The 16065-nt window shown below is 69.2% G+C and carries 15 protein-coding genes; 6 read left to right on the top strand and 9 right to left on the bottom strand.

Translation table 11 applies throughout. From position 1 onward, the window contains the following. Positions 1-194: 194 nt before the first annotated feature. Genes ON43_RS03280 through ON43_RS03270 form a run of 3 tightly spaced genes read right to left on the bottom strand, consistent with a single transcriptional unit; the run spans position 195 to position 3115 of the window. A complete protein-coding gene (locus tag ON43_RS03280) occupies positions 195-1562 on the bottom strand; it encodes a sensor histidine kinase (protein ID WP_040803375.1) in 1368 nt (455 codons plus the stop codon). Further along, positions 1559-2257, bottom strand: a complete 699-nt coding sequence (locus ON43_RS03275) for a response regulator transcription factor (RefSeq protein WP_040803373.1) — start codon at positions 2255-2257, stop codon at positions 1559-1561. Before ON43_RS03275 ends, ON43_RS03280 begins: the two co-directional genes overlap by 4 nt. 60 nt (positions 2258-2317) lie before the next feature. Further along, positions 2318-3115, bottom strand: coding sequence for a PepSY domain-containing protein (locus tag ON43_RS03270; protein ID WP_157513883.1), 798 nt, complete (start codon positions 3113-3115; stop codon positions 2318-2320). Positions 3116-3295: 180 nt separating this feature from the next. Between ON43_RS03270 and ON43_RS03260 the strand changes: the two genes are divergently transcribed. Both ON43_RS03260 and ON43_RS03255 read left to right on the top strand, forming a co-directional pair. Next, complete coding sequence (locus ON43_RS03260) at positions 3296-4093, top strand: maleylpyruvate isomerase family mycothiol-dependent enzyme (RefSeq protein WP_040803367.1); 798 nt, start codon at positions 3296-3298, stop codon at positions 4091-4093. 121 nt (positions 4094-4214) lie between these two features. Next, entirely contained in the window at positions 4215-5429 is a 1215-nt protein-coding gene (locus ON43_RS03255) for a cytochrome P450 family protein (protein ID WP_051177846.1), read from the top strand. Between the two features lie 52 nt (positions 5430-5481). Here the strand turns inward: ON43_RS03255 and ON43_RS03250 are convergent, their stop codons facing one another. Beyond that, a complete protein-coding gene (locus tag ON43_RS03250; RefSeq protein ID WP_040803365.1) occupies positions 5482-6435 on the bottom strand; it encodes an alpha/beta fold hydrolase in 954 nt (317 codons plus the stop codon). Between the two features lie 219 nt (positions 6436-6654). Here ON43_RS03250 and ON43_RS03245 point away from each other — a divergent pair, with 219 nt between their 5' ends. From ON43_RS03245 to ON43_RS03235, 3 genes are read left to right on the top strand one after another with little or no spacing between them, the layout of a single operon-like run. Beyond that, on the top strand, positions 6655-10089 hold the full coding sequence (locus ON43_RS03245) for a serine/threonine-protein kinase (RefSeq protein WP_063712478.1): 3435 nt from the start codon (positions 6655-6657) through the stop codon (positions 10087-10089). 30 nt (positions 10090-10119) lie between these two features. Next, a complete protein-coding gene (locus ON43_RS03240) occupies positions 10120-10575 on the top strand; it encodes a MarR family winged helix-turn-helix transcriptional regulator (RefSeq protein WP_040803363.1) in 456 nt (151 codons plus the stop codon). Continuing rightward, the gene (locus ON43_RS03235) at positions 10568-12373 is read left to right on the top strand and encodes an AMP-dependent synthetase/ligase (protein WP_040803361.1); all 1806 of its coding nucleotides are present in this window, start codon (positions 10568-10570) and stop codon (positions 12371-12373) included. The genes ON43_RS03240 and ON43_RS03235 overlap by 8 nt, the downstream gene beginning before the upstream one ends. A gap of 75 nt (positions 12374-12448) precedes the next feature. Here the strand turns inward: ON43_RS03235 and ON43_RS03230 are convergent, their stop codons facing one another. The 5 genes from ON43_RS03230 to ON43_RS03210 all read right to left on the bottom strand — a co-directional run bounded on the left by ON43_RS03230 (position 12449) and on the right by ON43_RS03210 (position 15492). Beyond that, positions 12449-12745 (bottom strand): hypothetical protein, encoded by a 297-nt coding sequence (locus ON43_RS03230; protein ID WP_157513882.1) that lies wholly within the window; start codon positions 12743-12745, stop codon positions 12449-12451. 117 nt (positions 12746-12862) lie between these two features. Then, positions 12863-13135 carry a PLDc N-terminal domain-containing protein gene (locus tag ON43_RS03225; RefSeq protein WP_040803357.1) on the bottom strand — a complete coding sequence of 91 codons (273 nt, stop codon included), beginning with the start codon at positions 13133-13135 and terminating at the stop codon, positions 12863-12865. Positions 13136-13240: 105 nt separating this feature from the next. Further along, positions 13241-14137, bottom strand: coding sequence for an SGNH/GDSL hydrolase family protein (locus ON43_RS03220; RefSeq protein WP_040803355.1), 897 nt, complete (start codon positions 14135-14137; stop codon positions 13241-13243). A gap of 211 nt (positions 14138-14348) precedes the next feature. Beyond that, positions 14349-14702, bottom strand: a complete 354-nt coding sequence (locus tag ON43_RS03215; RefSeq protein WP_040803353.1) for a VOC family protein — start codon at positions 14700-14702, stop codon at positions 14349-14351. A gap of 1 nt (position 14703) precedes the next feature. Beyond that, on the bottom strand, positions 14704-15492 hold the full coding sequence (locus tag ON43_RS03210; protein WP_157513881.1) for a maleylpyruvate isomerase N-terminal domain-containing protein: 789 nt from the start codon (positions 15490-15492) through the stop codon (positions 14704-14706). A gap of 136 nt (positions 15493-15628) precedes the next feature. On the opposite strand from ON43_RS03210, the gene ON43_RS03205 reads away from it, so the two are divergent. Next, positions 15629-16009, top strand: a complete 381-nt coding sequence (locus ON43_RS03205) for an Rv1352/Rv1906c domain-containing protein (RefSeq protein WP_157513880.1) — start codon at positions 15629-15631, stop codon at positions 16007-16009. Positions 16010-16065: the final 56 nt, after the last annotated feature.

Raw genomic sequence — 16065 nt, 5'->3', positions numbered from 1 at the left:
ATCCAGTGGAGGAAGGGAGAGGTTCAGCGGCTTCCTTGCCGGATGTCACTCTCACCGGGATCGAGCGATTTGCTCGAATCGAGCATCGATCCCGGCGATCCGGTGCGTCCAACGCACAACGGTGATCGCGCCGATCTCGAGTCGCGATACCGACCGCTCGCGCGGACATCACCGACCAACGGAGGAGACCCGGCTCACGCCCCCTGTGTGACGCAGTCGGAGGGGAGAGTGAGGACCAGTCGTGCCCCGCGGGAGCGCGGCTCGCGGGCGGTGAGGGTGCCGTGGTGGGCGGTGGCGATATCGCGGGCGATGGCGAGTCCGAGCCCGGTGCCGCCCGCGTCGCGGCTGCGGGACTCGTCGAGGCGGGTGAAGCGGGTGAAGACGCGGTCACGGTCGGGTTCGGGGATTCCGGACCCGTCGTCGCATACCTCGAGTACGGCGGTATCGCCGATAGTGCTGGCGGTCACCGTGATTCGGGATTCGGCGTGCCGTTGGGCATTGTCGAGGAGGTTTTCGAGGATGCGGGCGAGCTGATTGCGGTTGCCGCGCACCGGAATCGGTGCAGGCGCGTCGAAGGTGACGGGCACCCGGCCGTTGGGACGCGCGCGCAGGGTGTCGGCGGTGAGGACGGTCAGATCCAGGGTGACCCGGTCGGATCGCTGCCCGGCGTCCAGGCGGGCGAGCAGCAGCAGGTCATCGGCGAGCTCCTGGACCCGCAGCACATCGCCGAGCAGATCGGGGCCGTCCAGCAATTCCGGGTGCGCGATCGCCAGCTCGACGTGGGCGCGCAGGGCGGCGATGGGGTTGCGCAATTCGTGGGAGGCGTCGGCGACGAAGCGCCGCTGCCGGTCCATGGAGTGCTCGAGGCGATCGAGAGTGTCGTTCACGGTGACCGACAGCCGGGCGATCTCATCGCGCGAGGCGGGCACCGGAACCCGGCGGCCCAGATCGTGTTCGGTGATCTCGGCGACCTCGGCGCGGATGGCCTCCACCGGGCGCAGTGCGCGGGCGGTGGCGGTCCAGGTGACCGCGCCGACCAGGGCGAGCAGCACCGGGATGCCGGGGATCATCGAGTGGCGGATCAGCCGCTCGGCGTGCTCGGCGGTTTCCAGCGAGGTGCCCGCGTACACCGTCGCCGGGGTGCCGTACGCGGTCGTGCGGACCGCGACCAGTCGATAGAGATGGTCCTGCCCGTCGGTGTTCGCCCGAATATCGCGTGCCGCGGTCGGATGATCGGGCGCGGGTTCGAAGGCGGCGATGGGCGGCTGCGCGGTGAGATTGTGGCTGGCGGCGAGAATGCGCCCATCGTCGGCGACCACCTGCAGCAGGCTGTCCTCGCCTTCGGGGATGGCCAGGCGCTGCGTGAGCGTGCCGTCCGCCGCGGCCCGGGCGACGGCTTGGGCGCGGATCGTCGCGGTCCGCTCGGCCGAGGCGACCAGGCCGTGCCGGGTCACCTCGAGCAGGCCCGCGCCGGCGGCCAGCAGGGCGACGGTCACGATCGCCAGCGCGCCCGCCGTCGTCTTGACCCGGACCGAGGCGTGCGGAAATCGGCGCGGGCTCACGCGGAATCGGCCTCGGCGGGCACCAGCCGGTAGCCCAGGCCGCGTGAGGTGTGCAGGAGTTTGCGGGCGCGGTCGGCGAAGGGCTGGTCGATCTTGCGGCGCAGCGCGCTGACGTGCACCTCCACCACATTGGGGTCGCCGTCGCCGGGCAGATCCCAAACCTCTTCGAGCAGAGCGGCTTTCGATACGGTGATACCGGGACTGCGGGCCAGTGCGGCCAGCAGGTCGAATTCCTTTGCGGTCAGCGGAATCTCGGTGCCCAGGCGGGTGCATCGCCGGGATTCGGGCAGCAGGGCCAGATCGCCGACCCGGACCGTGTCGGCTCGGCCCTGGCTGCCGCGCCGCAGCAGGGCGCGCAGCCGGGCCTGCAGGATCAGATAGGAGAACGGTTTGGTCAGGTAGTCGTCGGCGCCGGTGTCCAAGCCCTCGGCGACGTCGTACTCGCCGTCCTTGGCCGTCAGCATGAGGATCGGGGTCCACAGCTCCGCGGCCCGGATCATCGAACAGACCCGATGCCCGTCCATACCCGGCAGCATCACATCGAGGATGATGGCGTCGTATTCCCGCTCGAGCGCGAGCCGCAAACCCTCGTTCCCGTCGTGGGCGATGTCGACGCGCAGGCCCTCCGCCTCGAAGCCGCGGCGCAGCACCTTGGTCAGGGAGACCTCGTCCTCGACGATCAGGATGCGGCTCATCCTGTTGACCCTAGGAAGGCGCGAGACCCGTTGTCATGGGGCATTTGTCCCGATGGTCGATTACCGCGGCACGTGCACCGACCAGTCGTAGTGATCGCGGCCGAAATCGTGGGAACGCTCGCGAACACGCTCGGGCCAGTCGGAAATCGCGGGATCGCGGCGCTCGGCGGCCACATCGCGACGGGTGTCGCCACGGCCTCGGTCGTTGTCGCGACGGTAATCGCCGCGACCGCGGTCCTCCTCGCGCTCGGTGTCGTGGCGAACCACGGCAGCCGACCGCGCATCGACGTCGATCTCGTGTCGCGTTGTGCCGTCGGCGATTTCGATTCGCCACACCGGGCGGTTCTCGGTGCCCTGGATCGACACCTCGCGGACATACCCGCGATCGACGGCGCCGAGCGCGATGTTCGCGGCATCCGCGCGGGCGACCGTGGCCGCCGCCAGCTTGCCCAGCGGGATCTGCAGATAGGAACGGGCCTGGTCGGGCATGCGGTCGGCGCGGCTGCCGAGCAGCGCTCCGGTGGCGGCATCGACAGAGACGTTGTGCACCCGCGGCTCCGGGGTCATCACATCGACCTCCCATGCACCGCCTTCCAATTCCACATCGGTGACCACTCCGCCGGGAATCGACCGCTCGGCCGTGGCGGCGGCTACCGCCCAGGAGACCGCCGGACCGCCCGTCTCGACGGGAACGCTCGGGTTCTCGCCGGTGACCTGCGTGGCGGTCGCGGCCACGCGCTTCACGTCCACCCCGGTGTCCGTGGCGGCGCTGCACGCCATCGATCCCATGGCGAGCCCTCCGACCAGGGCCGCGGCCGCGATGGCACGGCGATTCGACGAGAACAGTGGGCGGTTCATCCGATACTCCTTCATCGTTCCGGCGGGCAGTTCCGGTTCCGGATCTGCCGATGCCTCGAACGATCTCGCCGCCGCCTGAACCATCCCTGAAGAAGTCTGAAGACACCTTCAGCTTCGCCGATGAATTCGACCGGCCCGGTCGGTCATAACGGGCACAACCAACTCCGAAAGGGTTCTCCGATGACCGATTTGAACACCGAACGCGGGCGCCGAGCGATCATCGAACACACCCGACGCCTGGCGGAATCAGCCGCCGCGGCCGGACCCCACGCCGCCGTGCCGACCGCGCCGAAGTGGACGGTCCGCGAGCTGGTCGAGCATGTCGGCCAGACCCAGAACTGGGTCGCGGAAATCATCGAGCGGCGCATCTCCGACCCGACCCAGTTGCCTATGGAGATGGCCGCGCTTCCCGCCGATCCGAGCGATTGGGAGGCGTGGCTGGCGGAGTCCGCGCAGCGGGTCGCCGACGCGTGCTCCGATGACGCGTTCGACGCGCCGGTGTTCAACCCTGCCGCCGACGGGCGGTCCGGGACTCGTTTCTGGTTGTCCAGCATGCTCAACGAGGCGGTCGTCCACGGGTTCGATGCTGCCGCGGCGGCGAACCGACCGGTTGACATTGACTCGGATGTCGCCGCCGCGCTCATCACCAACCACCTCGCGATGCTCACCGCACCCACCTGGGAGATGCAGCGGCCCGAGTCCGCTCACGCCCTGCGGGGCACCGGACAGACGTTGCAGTGGCTGGCCACCGACATCGCCGATGAGACAGGGGCCTGGTTCGTCGAACGCCGATCCGACGGGGTGACCTGGCAGCCCGGAACCCACGCCGCCGACGTAATGGTAAGCGGCCCAGCACAATCGCTGCTGCTGACCTTGACCCGGCGCCTCCCGCTCACCGAAGCCACCGACATCACCGTCGACGGCGACCCCGCTCTCGCCCAGCACTGGCTCGACAACACCGCCCACGTCAGCGGCTGACCGCCAACCGTCCGTAAACCGCTGCGCGGCAGTCGTAATGCCGGTAGCGTGACCGTCCACGCGTCCGGGGTCTGCGGTGTTCGGCGGCGGTGGAGTGTTGGGTACCGCGTGAGTGAGTTGGATGTCAGAGTCAGCGACGACCACCCAGGGGACGGTCGAGTCCCGTGTTCCCCTCTACACCCCCGAGTTCGCGGCCGACCCGCACCGGGTCTACCGCGAACTGCGCGCGAAATATGGTGCCCTGGCCCCGGTGGATCTCGCGCCGGGCGTGCCCGCCACCCTGGTGCTCGGATATCGCACGGCGGTAAGGATTCTCAACGATCCCGAACGCTTCCCCGCCGATCCGCGGACCTGGCAGGCCGGGATCCCGTCCGACTGCCCCGTGCTGCCCATGATGCAGTGGCGGCCCAACGCCCTGCGCAGCGCCGGGGCCGACCACGACCGGTATCGGCGAACCAATACCGCCGGGCTGACCGGCATCGACCAGTACCGGTTGCAGGGCACGGTGGCGCGGGTCGCGGTCTCGCTGATCAATGGGTTCTGCACCGCCGGCTCGGCGGATCTGGTGCGCGACTACGCGTTTCCGCTGGCCTTCCAGGTGCTCAATCAGCTGCTCGGCTGCCCGGTCGAGATCGCGGCACAGGCGGCCGAGGGTTTCCGAGCCATTTTCGAGGGCGTCGGCGCGGACCGCGGCAACAAACTGCTCACCGACGCCCTGCTGCGACTGACCCAGCACAAGCGAGCCCACCCCGGCGACGACGTCACCACCCGCATGGTCACCCACCCGGCCGGACTCAGCGATGTCGAAATGGTGCACCAGTTGGCCACCCTCTACGGCGCGGGCATCGAGCCGCAACAGAATCTGATCGTCAACGCCCTACTGCTACTTCTGACCGACGACCGCTTCGGCGGTAGCGCCCTCGGCGGCAGCCTGTCCACCCGCGACGCCCTCGACGAAGTCCTCTTCGACGACCCGCCGATGGCCAACTTCTGCATCAGCTTCCCGCCCCGAGACGTCTTCATGGAAGACTCCTGGCTCCCCGCCCACCGCCCGGTAGTGATCAGCATGGCGGCCTGCAACAACGACCCCGCCATCCGCCCCGGCCAATTCACCGGCAACCGAGCGCACCTCGCCTGGGGCGCCGGCCCCCACATCTGCCCCGCCCGCTCCATGGCCTACCTCATCGCCCAGGAAGCCCTCGACCAACTCCTCGACGCCCTCCCCGAAATCCACCTGGCCCCCACCGAACTCTCCTGGCGCCCAGGCCCATTCCACCGAGCCCTCACCGCCCTCCCCGTCCAGTTCACCCCATCCCCACCCCTGCCGGAGCCGTGAGCCCATCCGGTGACCGCTACCGCGAGCGCGGCACCGGCCCACCACCGCGCGGTTAGGCGACCACCGCGAGCCGGGCGGGATTGGTTCGAGGCCGGTGGGCGCGGGTGATGAGGCGGGTGAGGGCGGTGGCGACGTGGGTGGGGTGGTCGAGGATCAGGGAGTGGCCGGCGTTGGGGATCAGGACGAGGTCGGAGTAGTCGATGGCGGCGGCCATGGCGATGGAATGGGAAGGGGGAGTCAGGGAATCGGAGGAGCCGCAGAGGATGAGGGTGGGGATTCGGGAGAGGAAGGCGAGGGCGTCGGTTCGGTCGTAGGTGGTGAAGGCGTGGAGGAAGGCGGCCATGGTGACGATGGGGGTTTGGTTGTGGATTGCGTTCGCGAGGGTCAGCCAGCGAGCGGCGACCGGGCGATCGCCGCGCTGGGCCTTGCGGATGGTCGGTGCCAATGCCTTGCCCGCCAGGAGTTTCGCGTAGTGCATGAAACCGGGGGCGTGGCGCACGGCGGTTTGGAACAGCGAGATGACCGGGTGGCGGAGGAAGCGGCCGAGGCCCGCCTCGGTGAGGCTGCTCGCGGCGGTGGCGATGAGGCCGACGCCGACGACGCGGGTGCCGATCTGGTGGGGGTTGCGGCTGACGTAGGTCAGTACGCTCATGCCGCCCATCGAATGGCCGACGAGAATGACCGGGCCCGTGGGCGCCACGGCGTCGAGGACCGCGCCCAGGTCGTCGGCTAGCTGTTCGAGGGTGTAGGTGCGGCGGTCGGCGCGGGCGGATTCGCCGTGGCCGCGGTGGTCGTAGGAGACGATCCGGGCGTCGGGGTACTGCCGCCGCAGGTCGTCGCGCACCGGTGTCCAGCTCTCCCCGCGGCCGCAATGCCCGTGCGCGAAGACCACAGTCAGATCGGCATGCCGCGGTCCGCAGGTCCGAACCTCGAGCGCCACACCGTCGTCGGTCCGAACCACGACGCGAGCCTGCCCGGCGGCGGCGAGAGTACTCACGGTCGACATCGATGCTCCAATTGCTCGGCGAGGATGAACCAACTATTCGCCGGCGCCGCCCCCGAAAGCAGATGCCCGGGGAGTGAACCCCACCGCCCAAGGTGTTGTCGAATACCACCTAGGTGGTGGACCTCGGGCCCATGTTGCTCGGGGTCCGGCGGGCGTATCGGTGGTTACGATCAGGAGGGCGGGGGCGATTCTCACGTGGAGAGGTGAGGCGGATGGGTGATGGGCGAGCCGGACGCCGGTGGGACGCAGCCTGACCTGCGGATAGGGGTCGCCGCGGAGTTGGCCGCGGCGGGGTTCGACGATGCGCGGGAGATCGGGCGGGGTGGGTTCGGGGTCGTTTATCGGTGTGTCGAGCATTCGCTGGAGCGGCTGGTCGCGGTCAAGGTGCTCGAGGGGCAGTCGAATGATGAGGAGCGGGCGCGGTTTCTGCGGGAGCAGCGGGCGCTGGCTCGGTTCGGGGGACATCCGCACATAGTTCAGGTGTTGTCGGCCGACATCACCGTCACGGGGCGGCCGTATCTGGTGATGCCGTTCTGTGCGCTCGGGTCGTTGCAAGGGCGGATTCGAGAGCGCGGGCCGCTGCCGTGGCAGGAGGCGCTGTCGGTGGGGGTGAAGATGGCGGGGGCGTTGGCGGCCGCGCATGCGCACGGGATCGTGCATCGGGATGTGAATCCGGCCAATATTTTGGTGTCGGATTACGGTGAGCCGCAGTTGAGCGATTTCGGAATCGCCCGGATCGGTGGGACTTTGGAGACCGGGGCCGGACTGGTCGCGGGGACACCGGCGTTCACCGCGCCCGAGGTGTTCCGTGGCCACGAGCCGACCGCGGCCGCGGACATCTATGGACTGGGCGCGACGCTGTATTGCCTGCTCACCGGACACGCCGCTTTCGAACGGCGGGACGGGGAGTCGCTGTTCGCGCAGTTCGTGCGGATCGCCTCCGAGCCGGTGCCGGACCTGCGCCCGCGCGGGGTGCCCGCACCGCTGTGCACCGCGCTGGAAGCGGCGATGGCGCAGGATCCCGCGGACCGGCCCGCCACGGCACGGGAGTTCGGGGAGCGGTTGCGCAATATCCAGTTCTCGAGTGGGCTGGCCGTCGATTCGATGGCGTTACCGGCCGAGAGCGGGACACCGGTACCGGTGCCATCCGCGATCGCGCCACCGCCTAGCCGAGCGCCCGCGCTGTCCACGCGATTTCGCCCGCCGAGCTCGCCGCGGCAGCCGGTCCCGCGCGCCCGGCTGCTCGACCGCCTGCGCGCCGGTCAGACCCGGCGATTGGTGCTGATTCACGGCCCGGCCGGATTCGGCAAGAGCACCCTCGCCGTCGAATGGGTGAATGCCGTTGCCGCCGAGGGTGTTCGAGTCGCGTGGTTGAGCGTGGACGAGGACGACGACAATGTCGTCTGGTTCCTGTCGCATGTGGTGGAGGCGATCCGGTACGCCCATCCGGGCGTGGCGGCGGAGCTGGAGCGGCTGCTCGAGGAACATGCCAGCGATGCCGCACGGCAGGTCATGACCGGTCTCATCGACGAGATACACCACGCCGGTGAGGTGGTGGCGCTGGTGATCGACGACTGGCACCGGGTCACCAGCCCGGCCAGCATCGCCGCGATGGAATTCCTGCTCGACCACGGCTGCCACCATCTGCGACTCATCGTCACCAGCCGCAACCGCACCGGACTTCCCCTGGGGCGCATGCGAGTTCGCGACGAGCTCGTCGAGATCGACGAGTCCGCACTGCGATTCGACGACGAGGAGACCGCCGCATTCCTCGCCGACAGCGGCGGGCTGACCCTGGCGGCCACCGAGGTCGAGAGACTGCGGGAATCGACCGAAGGCTGGGCCGCCGCACTGCAACTGGCATCCATGTCCCTGCGCGGCCGCACGGATCCCGGCGCCTACATCGATCAGATCTCGGGCCGCCACTACGCCATCGGCGAGTACCTGCTCGAGAACGTCGTCGACACCCTCGAACCGGAGCTGCTCGAATTCGTCATGCGGACATCGGTTCCCGAACGCGTCAACGGCGACCTCGCCGAGGCCCTGACCGGCGTGAGCAACGGCCAGGACCTCCTCGAACAGGTGCGGCAGCGAGATCTTTTCCTGCGCAGCATCGATGACGACCTGCGCTGGTTCCGCTATCACACGCTGTTCGCGGGCTTCCTGCGCGACCGCCTCATCCGCCTGCATCCGGGTCTGCTGGAGGAACTGCACCTGACCGCCGCGCGCTGGTTCACCGACCACGACATGCTCAGCGAGGCAATCGATCACGTGCTCGCCGCGGGCGATCCGCGGCAGGCCTGCGAGCTGGTGGCCGAGCACGCCGAACAACTCATGGAACGCTCCCGCACGGCGACCCTGCTCGGCCTGGCCGCCAAACTGCCCGCTCCGCTGGTGGCGTCGAATCCCAAACTGCTGCTGTCCCTGGCCTGGGCGAACCTGGCCGTGCAGCGCCCGGCCGCCGCGGTGGCCGACCTGGAGCGCGCCGAGGCCGCGGTCCGCCGCGACGGTGGCTCCCGGGATCCGGAGGGCTCGCGGGATCTGGAATTCGAAATCGAACTCGCCCGCGCCGCACTGTCATTGGTCACTGATCAGCCGGTGACACTCGCCCCCGAGCTCGCCCGGGGCCGGGATTCGGCCCGCCCGTTCCTGGCCCACGCGCTGGCCGTGGTGGCCATGGTCTCGGCCCTGTACCGCTTCGACTTCCCCGAAGTGCACCGCTGGCATCGCTGGATCGAGCCCTTCCGCGACCGGGCGCGCGGCCCGTTCGGCCCGGTCTATTGCGACTGCATCGCGGGCAGCGCCGCCTACGAACAACTCGACATCGCCGCCGCCGAAACCCGATTCCGCACCGCCCTGATCCAGGCGCTGCGTACCGGCGGCCAATCGCAGGCCACCCGGCTGGCCAGCGCACTGCTCGGCGAATTGCTCTACGAGAAAGGACAATTCATCGAGGCCGAGGAACTCCTCACCGACGGGCCGGGCCCCGAGGGCGGCGCGGTCGAGTTCCTGGTGGCCGGATACGGCACCGGCGCGCGCCTGGCCGCCGTGCGCGGCGACCTCGACACCATGCACCAGCGCCTGGAGGAGGGCGCCAAGGTCGCGGCGAACCTGGTGCTGCCGCGCCTGGCCGCACGCATCCTGAACGAACGTCTCCGCCTGGGCCTGCCGATCCCCGACATCGACCGGCGCGACCTCGAACACCTCGAGCCCTACACCGCCCATCCCGACGCTCCCTCGGCCATGACCGCCGAACTCTCCCACGACTCCGCGATCCGGCTGCTCCTGCTCGAACAGACCCCGGCCGCCGCCGAGCAGGCCTGCCGGCAGGCGCAGCGCCTGGTCGAGGTGATGTCCACCCAGCACCGCCCTCGCGCCTTTCTCAATGCCGAACTCCTGTACGGATGTTGCCTGTCCGCGACGGGCCGCACCACCGAGGCCGCGACCCTGCTCGAACCGGCATTGACCCGCTGCGCCGAACAGGGTCTGGTGCGCCTGGTCGTCGACGCCGGCCATCAACTCCGCCCGGTCCTCGAAACCGTCTACGGCGCAACGACATCGGACCAGCACCAGTTCCGCGGCTTCCTGCGGCAGGTGCTCACCGAATTCGAATACGTCCCGCCCCGCCGGTCCGGCCCGCCCGCGCAAGTATGAGTCCGAACTCCCGGCCGCTATAGTTGCGCTATGCAACACGGTGGTGGGCGATGGTCGCCGGATCTGGTCGCGGTCCATGACGGGCTGACCCGGATCGTCCGGGAGATCATCGCGGCACGGCCCGATACGGACGGGCTGCCGTCGTTCGCGCAGCAGTCGGCGCTGTCGTATATCGAGCGGAATCCGGGCTGCCGGGCCACGGAAATGGCCGAGGCGTTCGGCGTGCATCGGTCGACGGTGTCGCGGCAGGTGCGAGCCTGTGTGGAGGTGGGCTGGGTGGAAGCCGGGCCGGGCAGCCTGCACGCCGGGTATCCGCTCACCCTGACCGCGGCGGGGCAGCGCGTGCTGGCCGCGGCCGCCGGGCACGATCTGGCCCGGCTCGGCGAGCGGATGGCCGACTGGACTCCCGAGGAGACCGCCGAATTCGCGCGGGCGCTGCGGCGGCTGCATCAACCCGATCAGACCATTGGAGACGACCATGCGTGAGTTCGCGGCTGCGGCCACCTTCACCATCGCCGAGGACGAGACCATCGTCCGCTCGGTCTACACCCAGGCCGAGCAGGCTCCGGCGCGGGTGCTGTTCTCCCGGCCCGTCGGCGACGACTGGCTCGACGTGACCGCCGAGGACTTCGCCCGGCTGGTGTCCGAGGTCGCGAAGGGCTTGATCGCCAACGGGATTCAACCCGGCGACCGGGTGGTGCTGCTGTCGGCCACCCGGTTCGAATGGTCGCTGCTGGACTTCGCGATCTGGGCGGCGGGAGCGGTCACCGTGCCGGTCTACGACTCGTCCTCCGCCGAACAGGTGCGCTGGATCCTCGAGGACTCCGGCGCGGCGCTGGCGATCGTCGAGACCACCCGGCACAAGGATCTGCTCGCCGACGCGCCCGACACACTGCGGCGGGTGCTGGTCATCGACGACGGGGCCGAACCGGTCCTGATCGCCGACGGCGAGAACGTCTCCGGCGAAGTCCTGCGCGAGCGGCTCGACGGCTTGCGCGCCGACGGCCTCGCCTCGCTGGTCTACACCTCCGGCACCACCGGCCGCCCCAAGGGCTGCATGCTCACCCACCGCAACCTGCTCTCGGAGGTGCGCGGCATCCTGCACGCCAGCATCGGCGACGTCGCCCGGCCCGGACAGCGAATGCTCACCTTCCTCCCGCTGGCGCACGTGCTGGCCCGCGCGGTCTCGCTGGCCGCCTTCGAGGGCGGCATGACCCAGGCGCACTGGGCGGACTTCAAAACCATTACCGGACAGTTCACCCGCTTCCGGCCGCACACCATTCTCGGCGTGCCCCGCGTCTTCGAGAAGGTGCGCGACGGCGCGGACAAGAAGGCGCGCGACGGCGGGAAGCTCAAGGGCGCGGTGTTCCGGTTCGCCGAGCGCACCGCTATCCGGTGGAGCGAAAACATGGACAGCACAGGGGGATTCGCGCAGCGTCCCGCGCTGCTACTGCGGCTTCAGCACGCCCTGTGCGACCGGCTGGTGTACGCGCCGCTGCACGAAGCCCTCGGCGGGAGTTGCGAATTCGCGATCTCCGGTGGCGGGGCACTGGCCCCGCGGCTGGGGCATTTCTTCCGCGGCGTCGGCGTCCCGATCTACGAGGGCTACGGCATGACCGAGTCCACCGCGGCCCACTGCGTGAATGTGCCGGGCGCGATCAAGATCGGCAGCGTCGGACAACCCTTGGGCGGCAACGCGGTTCGCATCGCCGCGGACGGCGAGATCGAACTGTCCGGCGGCGTTGTGTTCGCCGGATACTGGCGCAACGAGGAGGCCACGGCCGCGGCGATGGACGACGGCTGGCTGCGCACCGGCGATATCGGCGTCGTGGACGCGGACGGTTACCTGTCGATCACCGGCCGCAAGAAAGATCTGCTGGTCACCGCCGGCGGCAAGAACGTCTCACCCGGCCCGATGGAAGACCGCATCCGCTCGCACACCCTGATCTCGCAGGCCGTCGTGCTCGGTGACGGCCGCCCGTTCATCACCGCGCTGATCACCCTGGACCCGGAGGCCTTCACCGCCTGGAAGGCCGCCAATGGCAAGCCCGCCGCCGCGACCATCGCCGAGTTGCGTGAGGATCCGGCCCTGCGCGCCGAGATTCAGCGTGCGATCGACGACGCCAACAGCACTGTCTCCCATGCGGAATCGATCAAGAAGTACGCCCTGCTCGACCGCGACCTCACCGAGGAGGCGGGCGAGCTCACCGCCACCCTCAAGGTCAAGCGCCACGTGATCGCCGAACGCTTCGCCGACGCGATCGAGAACATGTACCGGCACTGAGCCGGTCCGTCAGCTATATCGAAAGGGCAGACACCCCAGGGTGTCTGCCCTTTTCGCAAGCGCCTTGCGCCGGATTCAGTTGTAGCTGCACAGCCAATCGGTGCCGTAGTGCGCGGCATTGCCGCCGTCGAGGTGCACCCACTTGCCGCGGCCGTCATTGCCGCACGGCTCGCCCTCGACGTGGTTCTGCGGCGGGGCCGGCGGCTGCGAGGGAGTCACGCCCGCGCTGCCGGTGAATACGCCGTCGGGCAGCGGGATGGAGATGCCGGGGGCGGGCTGCCAGACGTCGGCGTGCGCGGTGGCGGTGGCGATGAGTGGAACGGCGATCGCGGTGGTCACTCCCGCTGTCAGCACTGCGGTCAAACGCTTCACGGACGAACTCCTCACGGATGGATCGACGGGCAACTGGACAACTGGTCTATTGATAGCGGATCGGTAGCTGTTACGGCGTATGAGCGGTGCGGGATCACATTGTGAGGAGGTGCACACTCAGACCGCGGCGGGAGGCGGGCCCATCAGGGTGGACTTGCGGCCCCAGACGAACCAGGTGACCGGGCCCAGGAAGGGGAAGGCCAGGATGAGCAGGGCCCAGACCGCCTTGCCGCCGGCCGCGTAGGTGCGGGAGCGCAGCACGCTCACCAGGGCTCCGATGAAAAGCGCGACGGCAGCGAGCAGCACGGCGATCACGCCGATGCCGAGCAGCACGGACGCCACGGATTCGCCGGTGTTGGAGTCAGTCGATGCGAGGATGGTGGTGATCATGTATTCGACGGTATCGATGGCCGGACATCGACCGCATCAGCAATTCGCTCATGATTCGCTCCTGTCGGGTAGGTCAACGGGTGTACGCCGAAAGGACTACGGGCTTCAGTTGCGGAGGGTCCGCAGGATCTGCTGGGCCTGGTGGTCCGCGCCCAGCTGGTTCGGATGGAAGGGCGCGGCGAGGCCCGCGGCGGGTTCGGGTGCGGCGGGGAGCAGGCCCTCGACCCAGCGAGTGCCGGTGGGTCGGCAGGCGTCGTGGCCGACGCTGCCGGTGTAGGTGTCGATGAATTCGACCCCGGTTTTCGTGGCGACCCGGGCGAGCATGGTGTCGAGTTCGATCAGCTTGTGGCCCAGCCAGTTCGCGTCCTCGTCGGTGATCGGGATGTGGGGGTAGCAGCCGGTGCCGGGGGAGACCCCGGCGAGGTAGTCGATGAGCAGGATGCGGGCGTGAGGTGAGCGGTCGCGGATGCCGGTGATGGTGGCTGCGACCTTGGGCTCGGCGGTGCGGATGGCCGAGGACATGCGGTCCTCGCCGTCGGTGGCGGTGCGCATGCGCGCACAGTTCGAGAGGTGTGGTGAAGTGGTCAGACAGGTCGGCACGATGGCGGCCAAACCCGCGTCGTTGCCGCCGATTTCGATGGTGACCAGATCGGTGTCGGGTGTGAGGCGGTCGAACTGCGGGGGATTGACGGTGCCGTCCGGCAGGGCCTGCGGCTCGGTCAGATCCGTGGTCACCGCGGAAGCGCAACTGGCATCGCGGAATTGAGTCACGGCCAGCGCCTGCGCCACCTGCTTGGCGTAGGAGGTCGCGCTCTGCGCGCAGGCCAGGGGAACGAATTCGCTGCTGACCCCGGTCATGGCCGCGTCCGCCGCCCACGAATCCCCGAGTGCTACGTATTCGCGGATCGAGCGTTTCTCCACCGGCGGCCGCGCGCTCGCCGGAACTAGCGTGGTGAGTGCCGCCGCGGCGAAGGTCACGGTCAGGCACACCGTTGTGCGCATCGATCCTCCTGGGCAGAAGGGCAGCCGAGGAGGCTGTCCGCATGATCGCTGAAGATTCGCTGACGCGCAGTGAAGCATGCCGGTCGCCGAACCCATCGGACCGACACGGGATGTTTGCCCCGATAGTTCGGAAATCCCGACTCGGACAAGCATTTTCGGCGATTACTCCGGTTCTACTGAATTGCCGGGTTCATCACGAATCGTCGGCCGATCAGTAGTACTGAACCAGGCAGAACTCGTGGCCTTCGGGATCTTCCATCACGACGACCACACCCGCGTCGTAGTCGTGGCGTTCGCCGGTGTGGCGGCCGCCGAGGGCGAGGACCTGGGCGATGCCCTGCTCGATATCGTCCACCGCGACGTCGAGATGCAGGCGCACCTTGCCGCGCTTGGCCTCCGGGACGGGCTGGAAGACGAGGCGGGGCAAGGGATCATCGGGGTGGCCCAGGTAAATCCAGCCGGGTTCGGAGGGGCCGGGCGGGCGGTCCAGCAGTGCACTCCAGAAGGCGGCGACGCGGCGCACGTCGAGGCAGTCGATGGTCACGCCGACCCAGCGGTTCGCCATGTCAGATCAGATTCAGGGCGTCGAGCAGGCGGGCCGCGGTGGCGTGGTCGCCGGTGATGGTGAGGTCGCAGTCCTGCCACGGAGCGCGGGTGGTGGACCAGAGCGGGAAATCCTCTGAGCGGCCGGTGATGTGGGCGACGGATGATTCGTGTGAGCCGGGGCGGACGCGGAGGCGGCGATCGGCGGCCGGTTCGATGAACCAGGTATTGCCGCCCGGACCGGCCAGCGTGAGCGTGACGGGGGCGTCCAGCCACGCGAGCGCCTCGGCGTGCGATTGCTCGAGCAGGGCCATGAGCCAGCGCAGGATCGCGGACATGCGGAGGTCGTCGGTCGGTGGTTGCGGGCGGCCGAGCGCGGGCGCGATGTCATGGCGCAGATGCGTGTGCCAGTCGAAAGTGAAGAGGGCGGGCAGAATTCGCGCCGGATAGGTGCCGAGTTCGGCGACCGGAATCGGAATGCGGCGCAGGCCGGGCCCGGTCGCGGCGGTGAGCGCGGCCGCCCCCAGCCGGGACCAGGTGCTGAAGTCCTGAAGGGTGCGGCCCGGTGTGCGCTGCCTGGCCCGGGCGACCACACGTTCATTGAGCTGTTCGACATTCTCGGCGGTCATGAACCGCACGGCCGCGGGCGTCAGCAGCGCCCGCGACTCCGCCGCCATATGTGCCACAACGTCTTTCGTGCTCCACCCCGCGGCCCGGCTCGCGGCGTGCCACTCCTCGTCGGATAGGTCGGCGCAGAAATCCAGCACGGCCTGGCGCTCCCGCCGCAAAGCCATGAGATCGGGCGAAACCACGACCACACCTCCCTGTTCACTACGACGCGATGCGTGGCCATTGTCTCCCACGGCCGCGCGGTGACGGATCGGCGGCGACGGATTTGGGGCAGGTACCCGATATCGGCGCGATCTCGGCTTCTTCTAGGTTGGTGAAATGACTGTGCGAGCTTCCCTGGGTGTGGCGGTAGCGATCGGTGCGATGGTGCTCGGCGCCGGTGCGGGACCGGCCGGCGCGACCGTCACCGTGCTGGATCATGATGGCGTGTACACGATTCCGGGCGATATCACCGCCGGCCAGTACATGACCTATCACGCCAATGACGACTGCGCGTGGTCGGTGACCGACGCGGCGGGCAATGTGATGTATTCGGGCGGCATCGAATCGGCCATCCGCGGCTCCGGCGGCCAGATCCAGGTCGGAATTCCGAACAACGCGGCCGCCTTCTCGATCAGCTCCTGCGGCGTCTGGCAGCGGGTCGAGAACGGACGCCAGCCCACTGGCCCGGGCGCGGGATCCTCCGGCCTCGGGTTCTGACCCCGGCGGCGGCGATTGTGAGCCGCCGGTTCGGCGCGCCGTGACCGTCGGTCGGG

The sequence above is a fragment of the Nocardia concava NBRC 100430 genome, from assembly GCF_000308815.1.
GTDB lineage: Bacteria > Actinomycetota > Actinomycetes > Mycobacteriales > Mycobacteriaceae > Nocardia > Nocardia concava.
This window is presented reverse-complemented; position numbering and strand designations above follow the sequence as displayed.